16 protein-coding genes are annotated in these 16,324 nt (G+C 69.6%); 8 read left to right on the top strand and 8 right to left on the bottom strand.

Annotation, left to right across the window (positions count from 1 at the left end; all coding sequences use genetic code 11):
* Window positions 1-120: 120 nt before the first annotated feature.
* Window positions 121-2,619 carry a sensor histidine kinase gene (locus ASF60_RS01710; protein WP_056180042.1) on the bottom strand — a complete coding sequence of 833 codons (2,499 nt, stop codon included), beginning with the start codon at window positions 2,617-2,619 and terminating at the stop codon, window positions 121-123.
* A 369-nt stretch (window positions 2,620-2,988) separates the two neighbouring features.
* A complete protein-coding gene (gene ahcY / locus ASF60_RS01705; RefSeq protein ID WP_056179286.1) occupies window positions 2,989-4,389 on the bottom strand; it encodes an adenosylhomocysteinase in 1,401 nt (466 codons plus the stop codon).
* Window positions 4,390-4,722: 333 nt separating this feature from the next.
* Between ahcY and ASF60_RS01700 the strand changes: the two genes are divergently transcribed.
* Window positions 4,723-5,055, top strand: a complete 333-nt coding sequence (locus ASF60_RS01700; RefSeq protein WP_156633754.1) for a hypothetical protein — start codon at window positions 4,723-4,725, stop codon at window positions 5,053-5,055.
* A 3-nt stretch (window positions 5,056-5,058) separates the two neighbouring features.
* Here the strand turns inward: ASF60_RS01700 and ASF60_RS01695 are convergent, their stop codons facing one another.
* Both ASF60_RS01695 and ASF60_RS01690 read right to left on the bottom strand, forming a co-directional pair.
* Window positions 5,059-6,675, bottom strand: coding sequence for an AMP-binding protein (locus ASF60_RS01695; protein WP_056179280.1), 1,617 nt, complete (start codon window positions 6,673-6,675; stop codon window positions 5,059-5,061).
* 10 nt (window positions 6,676-6,685) lie between these two features.
* On the bottom strand, window positions 6,686-7,285 hold the full coding sequence (locus tag ASF60_RS01690; RefSeq protein ID WP_056179276.1) for a nitroreductase family protein: 600 nt from the start codon (window positions 7,283-7,285) through the stop codon (window positions 6,686-6,688).
* Between the two features lie 306 nt (window positions 7,286-7,591).
* On the opposite strand from ASF60_RS01690, the gene ASF60_RS01685 reads away from it, so the two are divergent.
* A complete protein-coding gene (locus tag ASF60_RS01685) occupies window positions 7,592-8,965 on the top strand; it encodes a GGDEF domain-containing protein (RefSeq protein WP_056179272.1) in 1,374 nt (457 codons plus the stop codon).
* Between the two features lie 41 nt (window positions 8,966-9,006).
* On the opposite strand, the gene ASF60_RS01680 is transcribed toward ASF60_RS01685, so the two are convergent.
* Complete coding sequence (locus tag ASF60_RS01680; RefSeq protein ID WP_056179269.1) at window positions 9,007-9,246, bottom strand: hypothetical protein; 240 nt, start codon at window positions 9,244-9,246, stop codon at window positions 9,007-9,009.
* Window positions 9,247-9,332: 86 nt separating this feature from the next.
* Window positions 9,333-9,560 (bottom strand): hypothetical protein, encoded by a 228-nt coding sequence (locus tag ASF60_RS01675; protein ID WP_056179265.1) that lies wholly within the window; start codon window positions 9,558-9,560, stop codon window positions 9,333-9,335.
* A 142-nt stretch (window positions 9,561-9,702) separates the two neighbouring features.
* On the opposite strand from ASF60_RS01675, the gene ASF60_RS01670 reads away from it, so the two are divergent.
* Entirely contained in the window at window positions 9,703-9,972 is a 270-nt protein-coding gene (locus ASF60_RS01670) for a hypothetical protein (protein WP_056179261.1), read from the top strand.
* A 37-nt stretch (window positions 9,973-10,009) separates the two neighbouring features.
* On the opposite strand, the gene ASF60_RS01665 is transcribed toward ASF60_RS01670, so the two are convergent.
* A complete protein-coding gene (locus tag ASF60_RS01665; RefSeq protein ID WP_056179258.1) occupies window positions 10,010-10,615 on the bottom strand; it encodes a glutathione peroxidase in 606 nt (201 codons plus the stop codon).
* Between the two features lie 176 nt (window positions 10,616-10,791).
* Between ASF60_RS01665 and ASF60_RS01660 the strand changes: the two genes are divergently transcribed.
* A complete protein-coding gene (locus tag ASF60_RS01660; protein WP_056179255.1) occupies window positions 10,792-11,316 on the top strand; it encodes a PRC-barrel domain-containing protein in 525 nt (174 codons plus the stop codon).
* A gap of 213 nt (window positions 11,317-11,529) precedes the next feature.
* Here the strand turns inward: ASF60_RS01660 and ASF60_RS01655 are convergent, their stop codons facing one another.
* A complete protein-coding gene (locus ASF60_RS01655) occupies window positions 11,530-11,964 on the bottom strand; it encodes a histidine kinase (protein ID WP_056179252.1) in 435 nt (144 codons plus the stop codon).
* A 321-nt stretch (window positions 11,965-12,285) separates the two neighbouring features.
* Here ASF60_RS01655 and argJ point away from each other — a divergent pair, with 321 nt between their 5' ends.
* From argJ to ASF60_RS01635, 4 genes are all read left to right on the top strand, one after another.
* Window positions 12,286-13,536, top strand: coding sequence for a bifunctional glutamate N-acetyltransferase/amino-acid acetyltransferase ArgJ (gene argJ, locus ASF60_RS01650; protein WP_056179249.1), 1,251 nt, complete (start codon window positions 12,286-12,288; stop codon window positions 13,534-13,536).
* Window positions 13,533-14,267 (top strand): SIMPL domain-containing protein, encoded by a 735-nt coding sequence (locus ASF60_RS01645; protein ID WP_056179247.1) that lies wholly within the window; start codon window positions 13,533-13,535, stop codon window positions 14,265-14,267. Before argJ ends, ASF60_RS01645 begins: the two co-directional genes overlap by 4 nt.
* A complete protein-coding gene (mutT, locus tag ASF60_RS01640) occupies window positions 14,264-14,695 on the top strand; it encodes an 8-oxo-dGTP diphosphatase MutT (protein WP_056179238.1) in 432 nt (143 codons plus the stop codon). The genes ASF60_RS01645 and mutT overlap by 4 nt, the downstream gene beginning before the upstream one ends.
* Window positions 14,696-14,758: 63 nt before the next feature.
* Complete coding sequence (locus tag ASF60_RS01635) at window positions 14,759-16,315, top strand: DUF6880 family protein (protein WP_056179233.1); 1,557 nt, start codon at window positions 14,759-14,761, stop codon at window positions 16,313-16,315.
* Window positions 16,316-16,324 lie beyond the last annotated feature (9 nt).

Here is a 16,324-nt window from a genome sequence, read left to right as displayed (position 1 = left end):
CGGAGACACGCTGTCATACCGGCGCATCCTTAACCAAATCGCGGGACCCACGAAGGCTCCCTCCCGTCGGTCCAAGGCTCCTTCCCAACGGTCATCGAGTCGTTGGTCCGACGAAGGCCGCTACTCGGCGGCATCCCGCCGCGCGCTCGGCTCGCTGATGGGAAAGGTGCAGGTGACGCGGGTTCCCGCGCCCGGGGCCGATTCCAGGCTGACGCGGCCGCCATGCAGTTCCACGAACGACCGGACGATCGACAGACCGAGCCCGACCCCGCGATGGCGCGTGCCCAGGGTGTTGCTCTCGAACCGGTCGAACACCCGCGCGGCGACCTCGTCCGGCATGCCCTGGCCCTGGTCCACCACCGCCAGGGTGAGTTCGGCGGCGTTGCGCCGGACCTCGACGCGGACCTGCTGGCCCGGCGACGAGAAGCCGACCGCGTTCGACAGGAGATTGAACAGGATCTGGCGCACGCGCTTGCCGTCGGCGACGAAGCTGCCGACGTCGTCGGGCACGTCGAGGTCGAGGGTGATGGCGGAATCGGCGAGCCGGTCCTCCAGGCCGCGCACGGCGGCGTCGACGGTGGAACGGACGTCGACCACCTCCCGGGACAGTTCGAGCGAGCCGGCATCGATGGAGGCGAGGTCGAGGATGTCGTTGATCATCACCAGCAGCGCGCCCGACGAGCGCATGATGTGACCGGAATATTCGCGCTGGCGCTCGTTGAGGGCGCCCACCGTCTCGTCGCCGAGGAGCTGGGTGAAGCCGATGATGTTGGTGAGTGGCGAGCGCAGCTCGTAGGAGACGTGGTTCACGAAGGTGTCGCGCAGCTGCGAGGTGCGCTCCAGGGCGTCGTTCTTGTCGGTCAGCGCGCGCTCGACGTTCACGCTGGCGGTGACGTCGATCAGGGTGAGCAGGGTCGCGCCCTCGGGCAGCGGCTGGGCGGCGCAATCCAGCACCGTGCCGTCGACGATCTCCAGGCGACAGGTCAGACCGGCGCGGCTCTCGAGCCCCGTGATGGCACCGCGGATGTCGATCCACGGGTCCTCGTCGGGCGAGAGCGTCTGGCAGGCGGCGATGACCGCATCGACCCGGGGACGCTCGCCCAGGGTCTCGGGGTCGAGGCGCCACAGAGTGGCGAAGGCACGGTTGGCGAAGGTGAGGCGGCCATCGGCGCCGAACACCGCCACGGGCTCCTTGAGGGTGTCGAGGGTCTCGGCCTGCACCCGCATCAGCGCGTTGTAGCGCGACTCGAGCTTCATGTTCTCGGAAACGTCGTCGAACAGGTAGGTCAGGCCGCCCTGCGGGTTGGGGTCGGCGACGACCCGGAGGGAGCGCCCGTCGGGCAGGTACCACCAGGCTTCGTTGGCCTCGACCGCGCGATAGGCGGCCAGCACGTCGGCCTTCCAGGACTTGAAGTCGGCCTGTTCGGGCAACTTGCGCAGGGCCCGCAGCCGGTCGAGGATCTCGCCGTCGAGGGGGCGGCTGTCGAGGAAAGCCTGATCGAGGTCCCAGAGCTGGCGATAGGCGGTGTTGTGGAAGATCAGGCGCTGGCGGGCGTCGAACATCGCCACGGCGGTCGGCAACTGATCGAGGGTGCGGACATTGGCGTCCATCTGGCGCTGGAGGTCGGCGCGCACGCTTTCCAACTCCGAGACGTCGACCGCGATGCCGACGCGGCCGGTCTCGATCGCGGTCTCGGTCACGTCCAGGGTCCGGCGCCCGCCGGCCACGACGGCGGAGAGGCGATGGGCAGCGCGACCGCCGGCGGCGAGCCGGGCGGCATCGTCGCGGGCGATGAACTCGCGCGCCTGCCGGTCGAGCAGCTCGACGCCGCCCTCGAGGGCGTTCTCGCGGGTCCCTGCCTCCACCGCCGCCACGTAGGCGAGGTTGACCCAGGCCAGGGCGCCGTCGCGGTTGCGGCGCCAGACCGGCTGCGGGATCGCGTCGAGGAGGCTGCCCAGGGCGGACAGGCCGCGCTTGGCCTCGTACAGGGTGAGACGCAGGTCGATCAGCTCGCGCTTTTCGTCCGTGGTCTCGCGCAGGCGCAGGATCGCGCGGCCGGACAGGGCCTGCCCATGCGCGTCGATGAAGCGGCCCGACTGGGTGCGCAGGCTCAGGCGGAATCCGGTTCCGCGCGCTCGCAGGGCCTCGACCGCCGTGTTGAGCGCATCGGCGTCGACCGCGTGCAGCCAGGTCTCGAAGCTGAGGAAGCCCGCAAGCGGGCCGGCGGCGGCGCGCTTGCCGTCGATGAGGCCGATATCGCCCTCGACCGTCGGCGTTCCGCGGCCGGACCACGTCACCAGCACCTGGCGCTCGGCGTTGAGCAGCATCTCGGCCCGGTCGTGCGATTCGCGCAACGCGGAGAGTTCGTTGACGAGGTCGCGCTCGCGCCGGGTCCAGCGGCTGCGCTCGCGCATGTGCAGCAGGGCGACGATGGTGGCGAACACCGTAAGGCCGATGAGGATCGCGAGCCCGGCCGCGTTGTGCGTGTACTGCCCGACCCCCGATGCGACAGCGCTGACGTCTATCCCCGGTCCGGCCGCGCGCGCCGGAGTGCCGGCGACGGCGACGACAAGGGAGCCGACGCACAGCAGAATGCGCGCCGCTCGATCGACCCTCATGATCCGTCCCGCCTCCACGAATCTTCGATGAGACGCCAAAGCGCGCCCTTCCCGCAGCCGCCTGAAGGCCGGCTGCGGGCCACTCCATCTGAGGAATCCGCCCACACTAGCGCGAGGCGGAATCCTCCCGGAAGAGGGTTAAGCTTAACTTTAGAGCCTTCAAGGGCGATGGGCGGCGGAGGGCGCAGAAAAGCCACACTGCGGCGCCCGGAAATGCGCCGCGGGTCCGAACACCATCAGGCCCGGCGCAACGCAATACGTGTCGCAAAACGCAAGAAGCCTCGCAAAACGCAAGAAGCCCGGCACATGGCCGGGCTTCGCGCGCCGCGTCAAGCGTCGGACGGTGCCCCGGAGGGCACCGCACCGGGCTCAGTAGCGGTAGTGGTCGGGCTTGAACGGGCCGTTCTCGGAGACGCCGATATAGGCGGCCTGGTCGGGACGGAGCTTCGAGAGCTTCACGCCGATCTTCTCAAGGTGGAGGAGCGCCACCTTCTCGTCGAGGGCCTTCGGCAGGGTGTAGACCTGCTTCTCGTACTTGCCCGGGTTGGTCCAGAGTTCGATCTGGGCCAGGGTCTGGTTGGTGAACGAGGCCGACATCACGAAGGACGGGTGGCCGGTGGCGTTGCCGAGGTTCACCAGGCGTCCCTCCGACAGGAGGATGATGCGGTGGCCGTCGGGGAAGGTGATCTCGTCCACCTGCGGCTTGATGTTCGACCACTGCATGTTCTTCAGGCCGGCGACCTGAATCTCGTTGTCGAAGTGGCCGATGTTGCAGACGATTGCACGGTCCTTCATGGCCCGCATGTGCTCGATCGTGATGATGTCCTTGTTGCCGGTGGCGGTCACGAAGATGTCGGCGCGCGGGGCGGCGTCCTCCATCGTGACGACTTCGTAGCCTTCCATCGCGGCCTGGAGCGCGCAGATCGGATCGACCTCGGAGACCAGCACGCGGCAGCCGGCATGGCGCAGCGACGAGGCCGAACCCTTGCCGACGTCGCCGAAGCCGGCAACCATGGCGACCTTGCCGGCCATCATCACGTCGGTGCCGCGGCGGATACCGTCGACCAGCGACTCACGGCAGCCGTAGAGGTTGTCGAACTTCGACTTGGTGACGGCGTCGTTCACGTTGATCGCCGGGAAGAGCAGCTTGCCCTCCTTGGCGAGATTGTAGAGGCGGTGAACGCCGGTGGTGGTCTCCTCGGAGACGCCCTTGATCGAGTCGGCGAGACCGGCGAACCAGCCCTTCGGCTTCTCGGCGAGCTTCTTCTTGAGAAGCGCGAAGAAGATTTCCTCCTCCTCGGATTCCGGCTTGTCGAGGAAGGCGGTGTCGCCGTTCTCGGCGCGCAGGCCCAGGTGCACGAACATGGTGGCATCGCCGCCATCGTCGAGGATCATGTTCGGCAGGCCGCCGTCATGCCAGTCGAACAGCTTCGAGGTGTAGTCCCAGTACTCCTCGAGGGTCTCGCCCTTGATGGCGAAGACCGGGATGCCGGCGGCCGCGATGGCGGCGGCGGCGTGGTCCTGGGTCGAGTAGATGTTGCAGGAGACCCAGCGGATGTCGGCGCCGAGCGCCTTCAGGGTCTCGATCAGCACGGCCGTCTGGATCGTCATGTGCAGCGAGCCGGCGATCTTCGCGCCCTTGAGCGGCTGCGACGGACCGAACTCCTCGCGCGTGGCCATCAGGCCCGGCATCTCGGTCTCGGCGATCGAGATCTCCTTGCGGCCGTATTCGGCCAGACCGATGTCCTTGACGATGTAATCCTGGGCCATTTCGTAATCGCTCCGTCTCTCGTTGCGTGTCGGCGAGGGCTATAGCAGGGCGGGCGACGGGAGGCAATCAAGATATAAAGATGTCTTTATGCGAACGGTTCCAGCCAGCGTCGTCCGGCCGGAACGAGCGCCCTGCATGACAAATCCCGTAGAACGTGCATTTTTTCAGATCAGTTGCGGCTGTGATCGGTGTGCCATTCGGGCAGGCTCCGGTGCAGGCGCACCACGCGGGGGCAGCAATCCATGATCCGGCACTCCGTCCCTTCGGCCGTGATCGGTCTTCTGGGGATCAGTCTTATCGGGATCGGGCCCGCTCAGGCGGGACCGAGGCGCGTGGCCACGTACGAGAAAGTGGTCTTGGGAGGCAGCCGCCTTACGGCGGCCTCGTTCGCGTCGCTGGATCCGACCTGCAAGTCCCTCGGCCCCATGACGATCAGCCTGATCGAAGCGCCGCATGACGGCCGCGTCCAGACGGGACAGGGACGGGAATACCCGAGCTTCTCGCTGTTCAACGCGCGCGCGCATTGCAATGCCCGCAAGCAGCCCGCCACCTTCGTGTTCTACACGCCGGCCCCCGGCTATACGGGCCAGGACGAATTCATGCTCGAACTCGTCGATCCGGCCGGAAATGTCGGCCGCGCCCGCTTCCGCGTAACCGTACGGTGAGACTCAACCTTCGTCGCGCAACTGGCGCCGGATGATCTTGCCCGTGGTGGTCATGGGCAGGCTCTCGCGAAACGCGATCTCGCGTGGATATTCGTGGGCCGAGAGGCGGGTGCGCACGAAGGCCTGGATCTCGCCCGCGAGAGCGTCGGAGGCGGCAAATCCTTCGCGCAGGACGACATAGGCCTTCACGATCTCGGTGCGCAGCGGGTCCGGCTTGCCGATGGCGGCGGCCAGCGCCACGGCCGGGTGCGCGCAGAGGCAATCCTCGATCTCGGCCGGGCCGATGCGGTAGGCCGCCGAGGTGATGAGGTCGTCCTCGCGCCCGACGAAATGCACGTAGCCGTCGGCGTCGCGCCGGGCGGTGTCGCCGGTGAGCATCCAGTCGCCCGAAAACTTCTTCTCGGTCGCCTCCGGCTGGTTCCAGTAGCCCAGGAACATCACCGGGTCGGGCCGGGCGACGGCGATTTCCCCGGGTTCGTCGACGGCGGCCTCGGTCCCGTCGGCCCGCAGGATCGCCACCCGATGACCCGGCACCGGACGGCCGGTCGATCCGGCCCGTGCCACGCCGGCCGAGGGGCAGGCGGCGAGGACGAGGTTGCACTCGGTCTGGCCATAGGCCTCGCCGATGGTGAGGCCGAGTTCCCGTTGGGCCCAGGCGAAGGTATCCGGACCCAGGGCCTCGCCGGCGGAGGCGATGTTGCGCAGGCGGGAGAGATCGAAGCGCCCGCGCGGATCGGCGACGCCGCGCAGCATGCGCAGGGCGGTGGGAGGCAGGAACGCGGTGGTGATCGCCCGTTCGGCGATCAACTGGAGCGCGGCCTCCGGCTCGAAGCGGAAGCTCGGACAGGCCACCACCGGCACACCGAGATGCAGGCTCGGCAGCGTCGCGTTGAGGAGGCCGCCGGCCCAGGCCCAGTCGGACGGCGTCCACATCCGGTCGCCGGCCTTCGGCGGGAAATCGTGCATCAGGCAGAAGCCCGGCAGATGCCCGAGCAGCACCCGGTGGGCATGAAGAGCCCCCTTGGCGAGGCCGGTGGTGCCGGAGGTGTAGATCATCAGCGCGGGATCGTCGGCCCGGGTGTCGCGGGCGGTGAACGCGTCGGATCCCTCCGCCATGAGGGCATCGCAGGCCACGGCCTCCCCGAGGGCGCCGTCGGTGCAGACCACGAGGTCGAGGTCCGGCAGGTCGGCCCGGATGGCCGCGAGCTTGGCGAGGCCGCCCGCGTCGGTGACGAGGGCGCGGGCTCCCGCATCGGCGAGGCGGTAGCGCAGGGCGTCGGGTCCGAACAGACCAGCGAGCGGCAGCGCGATGGCCCCGAGCTTGTAGGCGGCCGAATGGGCGACCACCACGGCGGCCGATTGCGGCAGCAGCACGCCGATGCGGTCGCCGGGGACGACGCCCCGGCCCCGCAATCCGGCGGCCAGCCGGTCGGATTGCGCCTTCAGGTCTGCGAACGTCGTCTCCGAGACCCGCGTCCCGACCACTTCCTGGATCGCCACGCGGCCCGGATCGCGGGCAGCCCAGCGGTCGCAGACATCGACGCCGATGTTGTAGCGCTCCGGGATGTCCCAGGCGAAACCGGCGACGAGACCGTCATAGTCGGGTGCGGGTCTCAGCACGGCATCCGGCTCAGGCGTCGATCGCCTTGAAGGCGCCGGCGAAGGCGAAGTCGGTGATCGGCCGACGTCCGTTCGGCACCTCCTTGGCGCGCTGCTCCTCGCTGAGTTCGGCCGGGTTCGCCACGCGCCCGACGGCGTAGGCCGCCTCGACCTGATGGTCCGCCGGCACCTTGAGCACGGTGACGGAGCGCTCCTTGTCGAACCCGCCCATGCCGTGCACGTGCCAGCCCTGGCGGATCGCCTGAAGCTGGAAGTTCGCCGAGGCGGCGCCGGTGTCGAGGGAATGGCTGGCCGAAGGCTTCAGGCCGTCGCCGGTCTTCATCAGCTTGCTCGACACCAGGATGACGAGGGCGCCGGCGCCTTCCGCCCACTTGCGGTTGGCCGGCACCAGCAGGTCGAGGAAGGTCTCCCACTCGGGGGTGCCGCGCAGGGCGTAGACGAAGCGCCAGGGCTGCGAGTTGTAGGACGACGGCGCCCAGCGTGCGGCCTCGATCATCCGGAGCAATTCGGACTCGGGCACCGCCTCGCCCGCGAAGGCGCGCGGCGACCACCGCTCGGTGAAGATCGGGTCGATGGCGTGGTCGGGCTGGCGCGGGTTCGAGTCGGTCACTGGCAGGCTCCCAAGGGTAGTGATCCCGGGCCGGTCGTCGCGCTCGGGATATCGGACCGGTGCGCCGTGCGCGCGTGTCGGGACCGGTTCAGGCCCCCTCCCGTGCAACGCCGAATCCAGTCCAACCCAGCCATGCACGAGATGGGCCGGGGGAGGCAATCGGCCATTTCGCGCCCCTCGGTCCAGCAGGACGAACGGCTTTCGCCGATCGCCGGCATTTTAGCGATCAGGGAAACCATGCCGACAGGACTTGTGAGCCAGATTCAGCCCTGGGCAGCCCTCGCCCGACCTTGGATTCCCCCATTCGTGACACGTTCGTCCGCTGCCCGATCGTCTGACGATCCGGGCCCGCAAGCCTGTCGCCGGGCTCCCTATCGCCACGTCTCCGCTCGCAAACCCGTCCTGCATGCGAGCGATCGCCGGCTCGCCCTCATCGAGCGGACCCTGCGGGCCACACGCTGGCGCCTCGCCTTTCCGGCCGAACTCGAAACCCGGTTCGAGACGGAGACGGGACCGCGCCGCGTGCGTCACCTGCGCCGGTCCATCCTCATCGGGCTGGCCGTCTTCCACCTCTATGGCTGGGCGGCTTTCGTCACCACGCCCGACATGGCGGGCCTGAACCTCGCCCTGCGGCTCTGCCTGATGACGCCCGTGGCGGTGGCGCTGTTTTGGTCTCTGAGCCGGGTCGGGTCCGAGACCCGCGAAGCCCTGTGCAGCCTCAGCGTCCTGATCGCCGCGCTGATCCCGGCCCTGATCCTGTGGCTCGGCACCGGGCCGAACGTCGCGCACGCGGCCACCGCGATCTGGCTGACGGTGATCTTCGCCAACATCTCGCTGGCACTGCGGTTCTTCTGGGCGTGCCTGATCTCCGGCGTCGTGTCGATCGCCGGAGGCCTCGCCATCGCGGCCCATCCCGAGATCGCGCCCGATCTCGCCCGGCTGGTGCGCCTCGACATGCTGATCGGCATCGCTTTCAGCCTGGGGGCCTGCCACCAGATCGAGCGGGCGCACCGGCGCAATTACCTGCACAGCCTGAGGGAATCCCTGCGTGCGCAGCAGCTCGTGGTGGCCAATGCCCGGCTCACGCGTCTCTCGACGACCGACCCGCTGACCGGCCTCGCCAACCGGCGCGCGTTTTCTCAGCGCCTCGAAGCCCTGTGGCACAGCTCCCGGCGCGGCGAACCCTTCGCGCTGATGCTGGTGGATGTGGACCATTTCAAGCGCTTCAATGACCATTACGGTCACGGGGCGGGCGACGACTGCCTGTGCGCGATCGCGGATCTGCTGACCTCGCGGACCGGCAACGCCGCCGACCTCGTGGCGCGTTACGGCGGCGAGGAATTCGCCCTGCTGCTGCCGAGGCTGGACGCCACCGCGGCCATCGCCCTGGCCGAGCGCATCCGCGTGTCGCTGAACGCCCTGGCCCTGCCGCATGCGGGACGCGACGACGGCCTCGTGCACGTGACCGTCAGCGTGGGCGTCTCGGCGAGCCCGGACGGTGCCGAGACTCCGGCGGACCTCATCGAATCGGCCGATGCGGCCCTGTACGAGGCGAAATCGGCGGGACGCAATTGCACGCGACGGGCGCCTCCGCAGCGGGCTGCGGCCGGAGCCGGTGCGCGCCCGCCGCTGGCGACCTGGAGGATTCCCGACCGGAAGGACCTGCGACGCTCGGCCTGAGCGCCGCAGGTCCTCCCGGTTTTTTTATCGGGCGCTTCGACTTAATCGACCACCTTGGCGGTCGGTCGATCGTTGCCCGGGGCGGTCTCGTCGTGCCAGTTGCCCTGACCGTCCTGATAGCGGATGCCTTCCGTCGATCCGGGCACCTGCTGCTCGGCCGCGGCCGCCTGGGCGGCCTGAAGAGCCTCGTCATGGCTCGGAAAGGTCTCGGAGAACACGTCACCGACCTTATAGGCGTAGCCGCCATCGTGCTCGACGATGCGATAGGTGATCTCGGACATCGACTGTTCCTTCCCCGTTACGTGCGCCCGTTCGGCGCGCTTACGCATACGGGAGGGCGAACACGGAGCGGTTCGGGAGGTTCCCCTCAGTGCCGCGTCGGGGTGATCCAGGTCAGGGTGGGAATGGCCGCCTCGCAGCCCGCGATCAGGGAGCCCCGCACGTCGGATGGATCGTAGCCCGGCCCGTCCGGAAATCCGATCACGTGGGTGGTGGCGCTGTCGGCACGGCGGATATGGGCGACCCATCCTTCCGGCGCCCGTTCGAAGACGATCTCGAAGACGGCCCCGGCGTGTTCGAACCGATGTGCTTTCATCTCGCCCTCTCTCACACGGCTCGAACCGGACAGGCCGGTCTGAGATCGCGCGCCGGATGTGGGGGCTTGCACTCTCGGAGCAAAGGATGTCGGAAGCGAGCGATCGTCCCGCCCCTCCCATCCGGCCAAGGCCAGGAGCCGCATGCGCCCGTCCCGTCCCGCCCTGGTCTTCGCCCTCGCCGTCCCGCTGCTGATCGCGGGGGGCGGCGCCCGAGCCGAGTTCAACCTGTTCGGCAGCGCCGACCGCACCCCGGCCAACCCCTTCGCGTCGAATTACGCCTCACCCCCGGTCCGCGCTACGGCCGAAGGGCAGCGGCGGAGCCGCCGCGCCAAACCGGCAGCCAAGCCAACAGCCAGTCCGGCGGCCAGGCCGGCTCCGGCCCTACGCCCACCGCGCGACATTCCCCAGTAGCGAGCCCCGGTAGCGCGGTTTGTCTCCGCGAGCCGGATCAGGCGGCCGGCAGCGCATTGGCGATCGCCGTGACGATGCGCGGATCGTTGGGCTCGACCGAGGACGGAAAGGCGCCGATCAGGCTTCCGTCGCGGTCGATCAGGTACTTGTGGAAGTTCCAGCCCGGCGTCGCGCCGGGCTTCTCGGCGGCGGCCCAGCGATAGAACGGATGGGCGCCGGGACCGCGCACATGGGTCTTTGCGGTAACCGGAAAGGTGACGCCGTGATTCTTGCGCGCGGCCTCCGCGATGGCGAGGCCGTCCAGCGGCTCCTGATTGCCGAAATCGGCGGACGGCACCGCGATCACGGCGAGGCCGCGATCGCCGAACCGGGTCCACAGGCCCTGCAGACCGGAAAACTGGCCGGCATAACCGCAGGCGGTGGCGGTGTTCACGATCAGGATCGGCCGACCGGCATAGGCCGACAGCGGCAGGGTGCCGCCCTCGGGCGTCTCGAACGCGAAGGCCCCGGCGCGGAGGTCACCGGCGAGCACCGGCCGAACGCCCCAGGCGAGCGCTCCGCCGAGGATCGCCAGGGCGTGGCGCCGCGACAGGGTTCGCCCGGTCCCGGGGCGGCTGAGATTGGAAGGCAGGAAGCTCGACATCGCGCCACACCCGTCTTGGCGGAGGACCCGTTCCACCGCACCCGTCGCTGACAACCTAACGCCGGCGCGGGGTTCGTCCATCGGCAGTGCCGCCGGACGGGAACCTTTCACGGAGGCTCGAACTTGAGCGTGTGCCATTACGGACCCCACGCTCGACCCTCGGAGAGACTTCGCCCATGCGCAGCCTGTTGCTCGGCACGACCCTTCTCGCTGCCAGCGCCACCTTTGCCCTCGCCCAATCGCCGGACGCCACGACGCCGGCGACCTCGTCCTCGGCGCCGATGCAGGCTGCGCCCGCCACCCTCGCCAACGATCTGCGCCCCACCTTCGTGGTGCAGAACAAGAGCGACATGGTCACCTCGAAGCTGATCGGCCTCACCATCCAGAACGGGGCCAGCGAGACCATCGGCGAGATCGCCGACGTGGTCCTCGACGACAAGAACACGGTGAAGTCCTGGGTGGTCGGCGTCGGCGGCTTCCTCGGCATCGGCACGAAGTACGTCGCCATCGATCCGAGTGCCCTCAAGCTCTCCCGCGTCGACGACACCACCCTGAAGGCGACCATCGACACCAACAAGGACCAACTGCGCGCCGCGCCGGAATACATCTATCTCGGCAAGGCCAAGGCCAACGCGGAGACCAAGCCTGCGGATTCGAGGCCTGTGGACTCCAAGCCTGTGGACACGAACAAGGCTCCGTAACCGCCGCTCCGGCGATCCCCACCCGTTCGGGAAGCCCTCGGCCTCGGCGCCGGGGGTTTTTTCTTATGAAGAGGGCATTTCCGCACGGCGACCGGAACCCTCCGACGCGGCTTGTCAGGAATCCGTCACGAAACCGGAGTAAGGCGCCCGGGAAACGCGGTCGGGGCGCGGCTTCGACGGTCGGGATGGTGAATCGACGTGGCGACGATTCGATCAGGCGGAGTTGCGCAGAGCGTCACGAACCGTGCTCGCGACGTTGTCGATGCGCCGGACCGCGAGGATGCCGGCGCGGGCTTCGGGGCGGTCGCCGTCGAACAATTCCTCGAGCAGCCGGGTCGGTTCGACGTCGCTCTCCAGCGATTCCAGATCGCTCGCGAACACGATGCGCAGATGAGGCCGCAGGGCACGGGCCTCCTGGACCAGCTTCTGGCAACACAGCTCGCCCTGAAGGCTGACATCCGTCACGAGGACATCCACCGGAAGACCGAGGGCCAGCACCGTCATCGCGTCGACACCGCAATCCACCGTGGTGGCAGCATAGCCAGCGCGCCGGATCTGCGACGTGACTTCGTCACGCCAATGCTTTTGCCGACCCGCGATCAGAACCTGGACGCCGTAGGCGCCACCCGGCGAGGCTGGTAGTTCCATAGTCGAGACTCCCCACTCGCGCCTGGACATCCGTGCCGATCACCCCGGAAACTGTGCGTCGCACCATGCTATGTCACGTTCGCTCGAACAGACAAGCCCTGCCGACAGGCGAAGTCTAGCGACGGACGCGTCCGGGAGGCTCGGCGCCCTCCCTCAAGTCTTCGACCGCCGAGGCGTTCCCATCCAAACCGCCCCGCTTCGCCGTCCGCCCAAACCGTGGCACGAGAGCCACCGTCGCGGTTGACGGGACCTGCGCCCACGAGGCAACACCGCGCGCGACGCCTGCGCGGGACCGTAGAGACGAGAGCCGGAGCTTCCATCATGTCATCCGCCAAATCCCCGCCCGTCTCGCCACTCGCGCCGACGTCGAACCCGGACCTGCCGCCGATCCGCGGCGTCGGCATCGCCACCGCGCAGGCCGGCATCCGCTATTCCGGCCGCACCGACGTGCTCTACGTGGCGCTGGCCGAGGGCACGCAGGCCGCCGGCGTGTTCACCCGTTCCAAGTGTCCGTCCGCCCCGGTGGATTGGTGCCGCGAAGCCCTGGGCAGTGCGGGCGCCCGGGCGTTGGTGGTGAATTCCGGCAACGCCAACGCCTTCACGGGCCTTCGGGGACGCGACGCCGTGGCGCTCACGGCACGCATTGCCGCCGAGGCCGCGCGGTGCCGGCCGGAGGAGATCTTCATCGCCTCGACCGGCGTCATCGGCGAGCCCCTCGACGCCACCAAGTTCGAGGGCGTGCTGGCCGATTGCGCCCAGCGGACCGAGGATGGGCCGAGCGCCTGGGCCGCCGCCGCCCAGGCGATCATGACCACCGACACCTTCCCGAAGCTCGCCACGCGCCGGGCGAACATCGACGGCGTCCCCATCACGATCAACGGCATCGCCAAGGGCGCGGGCATGATCGCCCCCGATATGGCGACGATGCTGAGCTTCGTCTTCACCGACGCCGCCCTGCCGCAGGACGTACTGCAGACGCTCCTCTCCGCCGGCACCGCCACCAGCTTCAACTGCGTGACGGTAGACGGCGACACCTCGACCTCCGACACGCTGATACTGTTCGCCACCGGCGCAGCCGGCAATGCCGCCGTCTCGGGCGCCGACGATCCGCGACTCGCCGACTTCCGCACCGCCCTCGACGACCTCCTGGTGGAGTTGGCCCAGCTCGTCGCCAGGGACGGCGAGGGCGCGCGCAAGTTCGTCACCGTGCAGGTGTCCGGCGCCAGCAGCGACGCCTCGGCCCACCGCATCGCGATGTCGATCGCCAACTCGCCCCTGGTGAAGACCGCCATCGCGGGCGAGGACGCCAATTGGGGCCGCGTGGTCATGGCGGTGGGCAAGGCCGGCGAGCCGGCCGACCGCGACCGTCTGGCGATCTGGTTCGGCGATGTGCGCGTCGCCCGGGAGGGCGCGCGCGATCCCGACTACAGCGAGGACGCCGCGAGCGCCGTCATGCGCGAACCGAACGTCACCGTGCGGGTCGACCTCGGCCTCGGCGACGGCGGCGCCCGTGTCTGGACCTGCGACCTGACCAAGCTCTACATCGAGATCAACGGGGATTACCGCTCGTGAGGCGCAGCCGCACCGCGCTCCTTCTCGCCCTGGCGCTTCTCGGACCTGGCACTGAGGTCCGGGCCGAGGACCGGCCCGCCGCGACGGAAGGGCAGATCAGCGTCGTCGGCCGCGCCCGCTCGGAGGTGGCGCCGGACTTCGCCTCGGTCGAGATCGGCGTCGAGAGCCGGGGTGCGACCCCGGCCGCCGCCCTCGACGGCGCCAGCACCGCCGCCAGGGCGATCCTGGCGCTCGCCGCCGAGTTCAAGGTCGCGGAAGCGGATCTCGGCACCTCGGCGGTGACGCTGCAGCCGGCCACCCGCTCGATGCGCCAGCCGGACGGGAGCTTCGCCGAGAAACCCGACGGCTACCGCGCCAGCAACACCGTGCGTGTGCGTCTCGCCGACATGGGGCGCCTCGGCGATCTGATGCGCCGGGCTCTCGATGGTGGCGCGAACCGAATCGACAGCGTCGGCTTCGGCCTGCGCGATCCGGATGCCGCCGAGAGCGCCGTGCGCAGTGCGGCGATGAAGGATGCGCGCCTCCAGGCCGAGCGGCTGGCCGAAGCGGCGGGCGTCACCCTCGGACGGGTCGTGTCGATTCAGTCCCCGGCCACGGGCGCTCCCCCGCCGATGGCCTTCGCGGCGCCCGCGCCGATGCGGGCCAAGCGCGGCGGCGCTCCGGTCCCCCTCGTCGCCGGCACCATCGAGACCGCGGCCGACGTCTCGGCGACCTTCGCGATCGCCCGATGAGCGGGACGAATCCTGCCACCCCCCTGCGCATCCTGCTGGTGGTCGCCGTGGCGCTGGTCGATGTCGATGGGCGGGTCCTCCTGGCCCAGCGGCCACCGGGCAAGCAGCTCGCCGGCCTGTGGGAGTTCCCGGGCGGCAAGATCGACCCGGGCGAGCGGCCGGAGGAGACCCTGATCCGCGAACTGGCCGAGGAACTCGGCATCACCGTGCAGGAGGCTTGCTTGGCGCCCCTGACCTTCGCGAGCCACGCCTACCCGGATTTCCACCTGCTGATGCCGCTCTACATCTGCCGGCGCTGGGAAGGCCTGCCGCGCGCGATGGAGGGGCAGGCTCTCAAGTGGGTGCGGCCGCGCGATCTGAAGGACCAGCCGATGCCGCCGGCCGATGCACCGCTGATTCCCTTCCTGTTGGACCTGCTCGGACCGTGATCCACTTGCCCTGAGGACATTCCGGAGGCCCGCGCCGCCTCGCCGGGAAGAGGACAGCGCACCATGGCACGCAAGGCCACCCCAGCCCCGGAGGCGTCCCGGCAGCGGAAACCGAGCTCCAAGGGCGCTTCGGCGAAAGGCTCTCCCGCGAAAGCGGCTCCCACCAAGCCGAAGCGGGCCTCGCGAAAAACCACGCCCTGTCCCGAGACCCTGACCGAACTCGGGCTGGAGCGGCTGATCCAGCTCGTTCTGTCCGAGACCGCGCGCAATCCGACCTTCAAGAAGCTGGTGACGGCGGCGGTCGCCAGCCTCCAGGGACCGGACGCCATCGCGGCCCTGGTCGACCGGCGCCTGACCGCTCTCGAACGCGGCCAGGGTTATATCGACTGGCAGAAGCAGCGCGCCTTCTCCGCCGATCTCGATGCCATGCTGACGACGGTGGTGAGCGAACTCGCGGCCCTCGACCCGCGGGCGGCCCTCGACCGGCTGATCCGCTTCCTCGGTGGCGCCGACGACGTCCTGGGGCGGGCGGACGATTCGAGCGGGCGCCTCCACGGCGTCTATGAACGCGCGGCCGACGCGGCCGCGAGCCTGATCGTCGACCTCCCGGGCGACGAGGCGGCCGCCTTCGCGGCACGGCTGGTGCCACGGCTCGGCGCGGACGGTCATGGCTTCGTCGAGACCCTGATGCACGACCTGATCCCCCGCTTGCCCGAGACGGCGCACACCGCCCTCGACATGGCTTTGAAAGCAGCGACGCCCGCCGCGCCGCCGGCCCGAACCGGCGGCGAGAAGGCCTGGACGGCCCAATGGGCGCGTAACCGCTTCATCCGGATGCGGCAGGCCCTGGCGGACCGGGCGGGCGACGTCGACGCCTTCATCGCCTTCGAGAAGGAGGCGTCGCCCGAACAGCCGGACCGGGTCCGGATCGCCGAACGGCTCCTGGCGGCGGATCGGGCGCCCGAGGCGCTCGAGTGGATCCGCAGGTCACAGAAGCGCGGGCCGGTCATCGTCACCCGCGAGGCGCTGTTGACGGGGCAATTCGATCACCATGCCCCGGAGCGGGCGCGGCAGGCCGTCGAGATCCGCATCCTCGACACCCTCGGGGACAAGGCTGGCGCACAGGCCCTGCGCTGGCAGGAATTCGAGCGCAGCCTCGATCCGGCGATGCTGCGGGCCTATCTCGCCAAGCTGCCGGACTTCGAGGACGACGCGGCGCTGGAGCGGGCCTTCGACCATGCCGAGGCCTTCGCGGACCGCTACCGCGCGCTGGCCTTCCTCATCCACTGGCCGAACCCCGACCGCGCCGCCCGCCTGGTGATGCAGCATCGCGGCAGCTGGGACGGCAGCCGCTATGACATCCTGGTGCCGGCCGCCGAGGCGCTGGAGCGAACGCAGCCGGCGGTGGCGAGCGAACTCTATCGCCTGCTCATCGACAGCATCCTGGAGCATGGCCGCAGCGCGGCCTACGGCCATGCCGCCCGCTATCTCACCGCTCTCGACAGCCTCGCGGCCCAGGTCGAGGAAGGGCGCCTGACCCCCGATCCGGAGGCGTATCGGGCCTCGCTGCGCCGCCTGCACGGCCGCAAGTCCGCGTTCTGGGCCCAGGTGCGGGACTGACGCGGTTCC

Source organism: Methylobacterium sp. Leaf113, from assembly GCF_001423325.1.
Taxonomy (GTDB): Bacteria; Pseudomonadota; Alphaproteobacteria; order Rhizobiales; family Beijerinckiaceae; genus Methylobacterium.
Note: the sequence above shows the minus strand (reverse complement) of the source record. Positions and strands in the feature narration are given on the sequence as shown.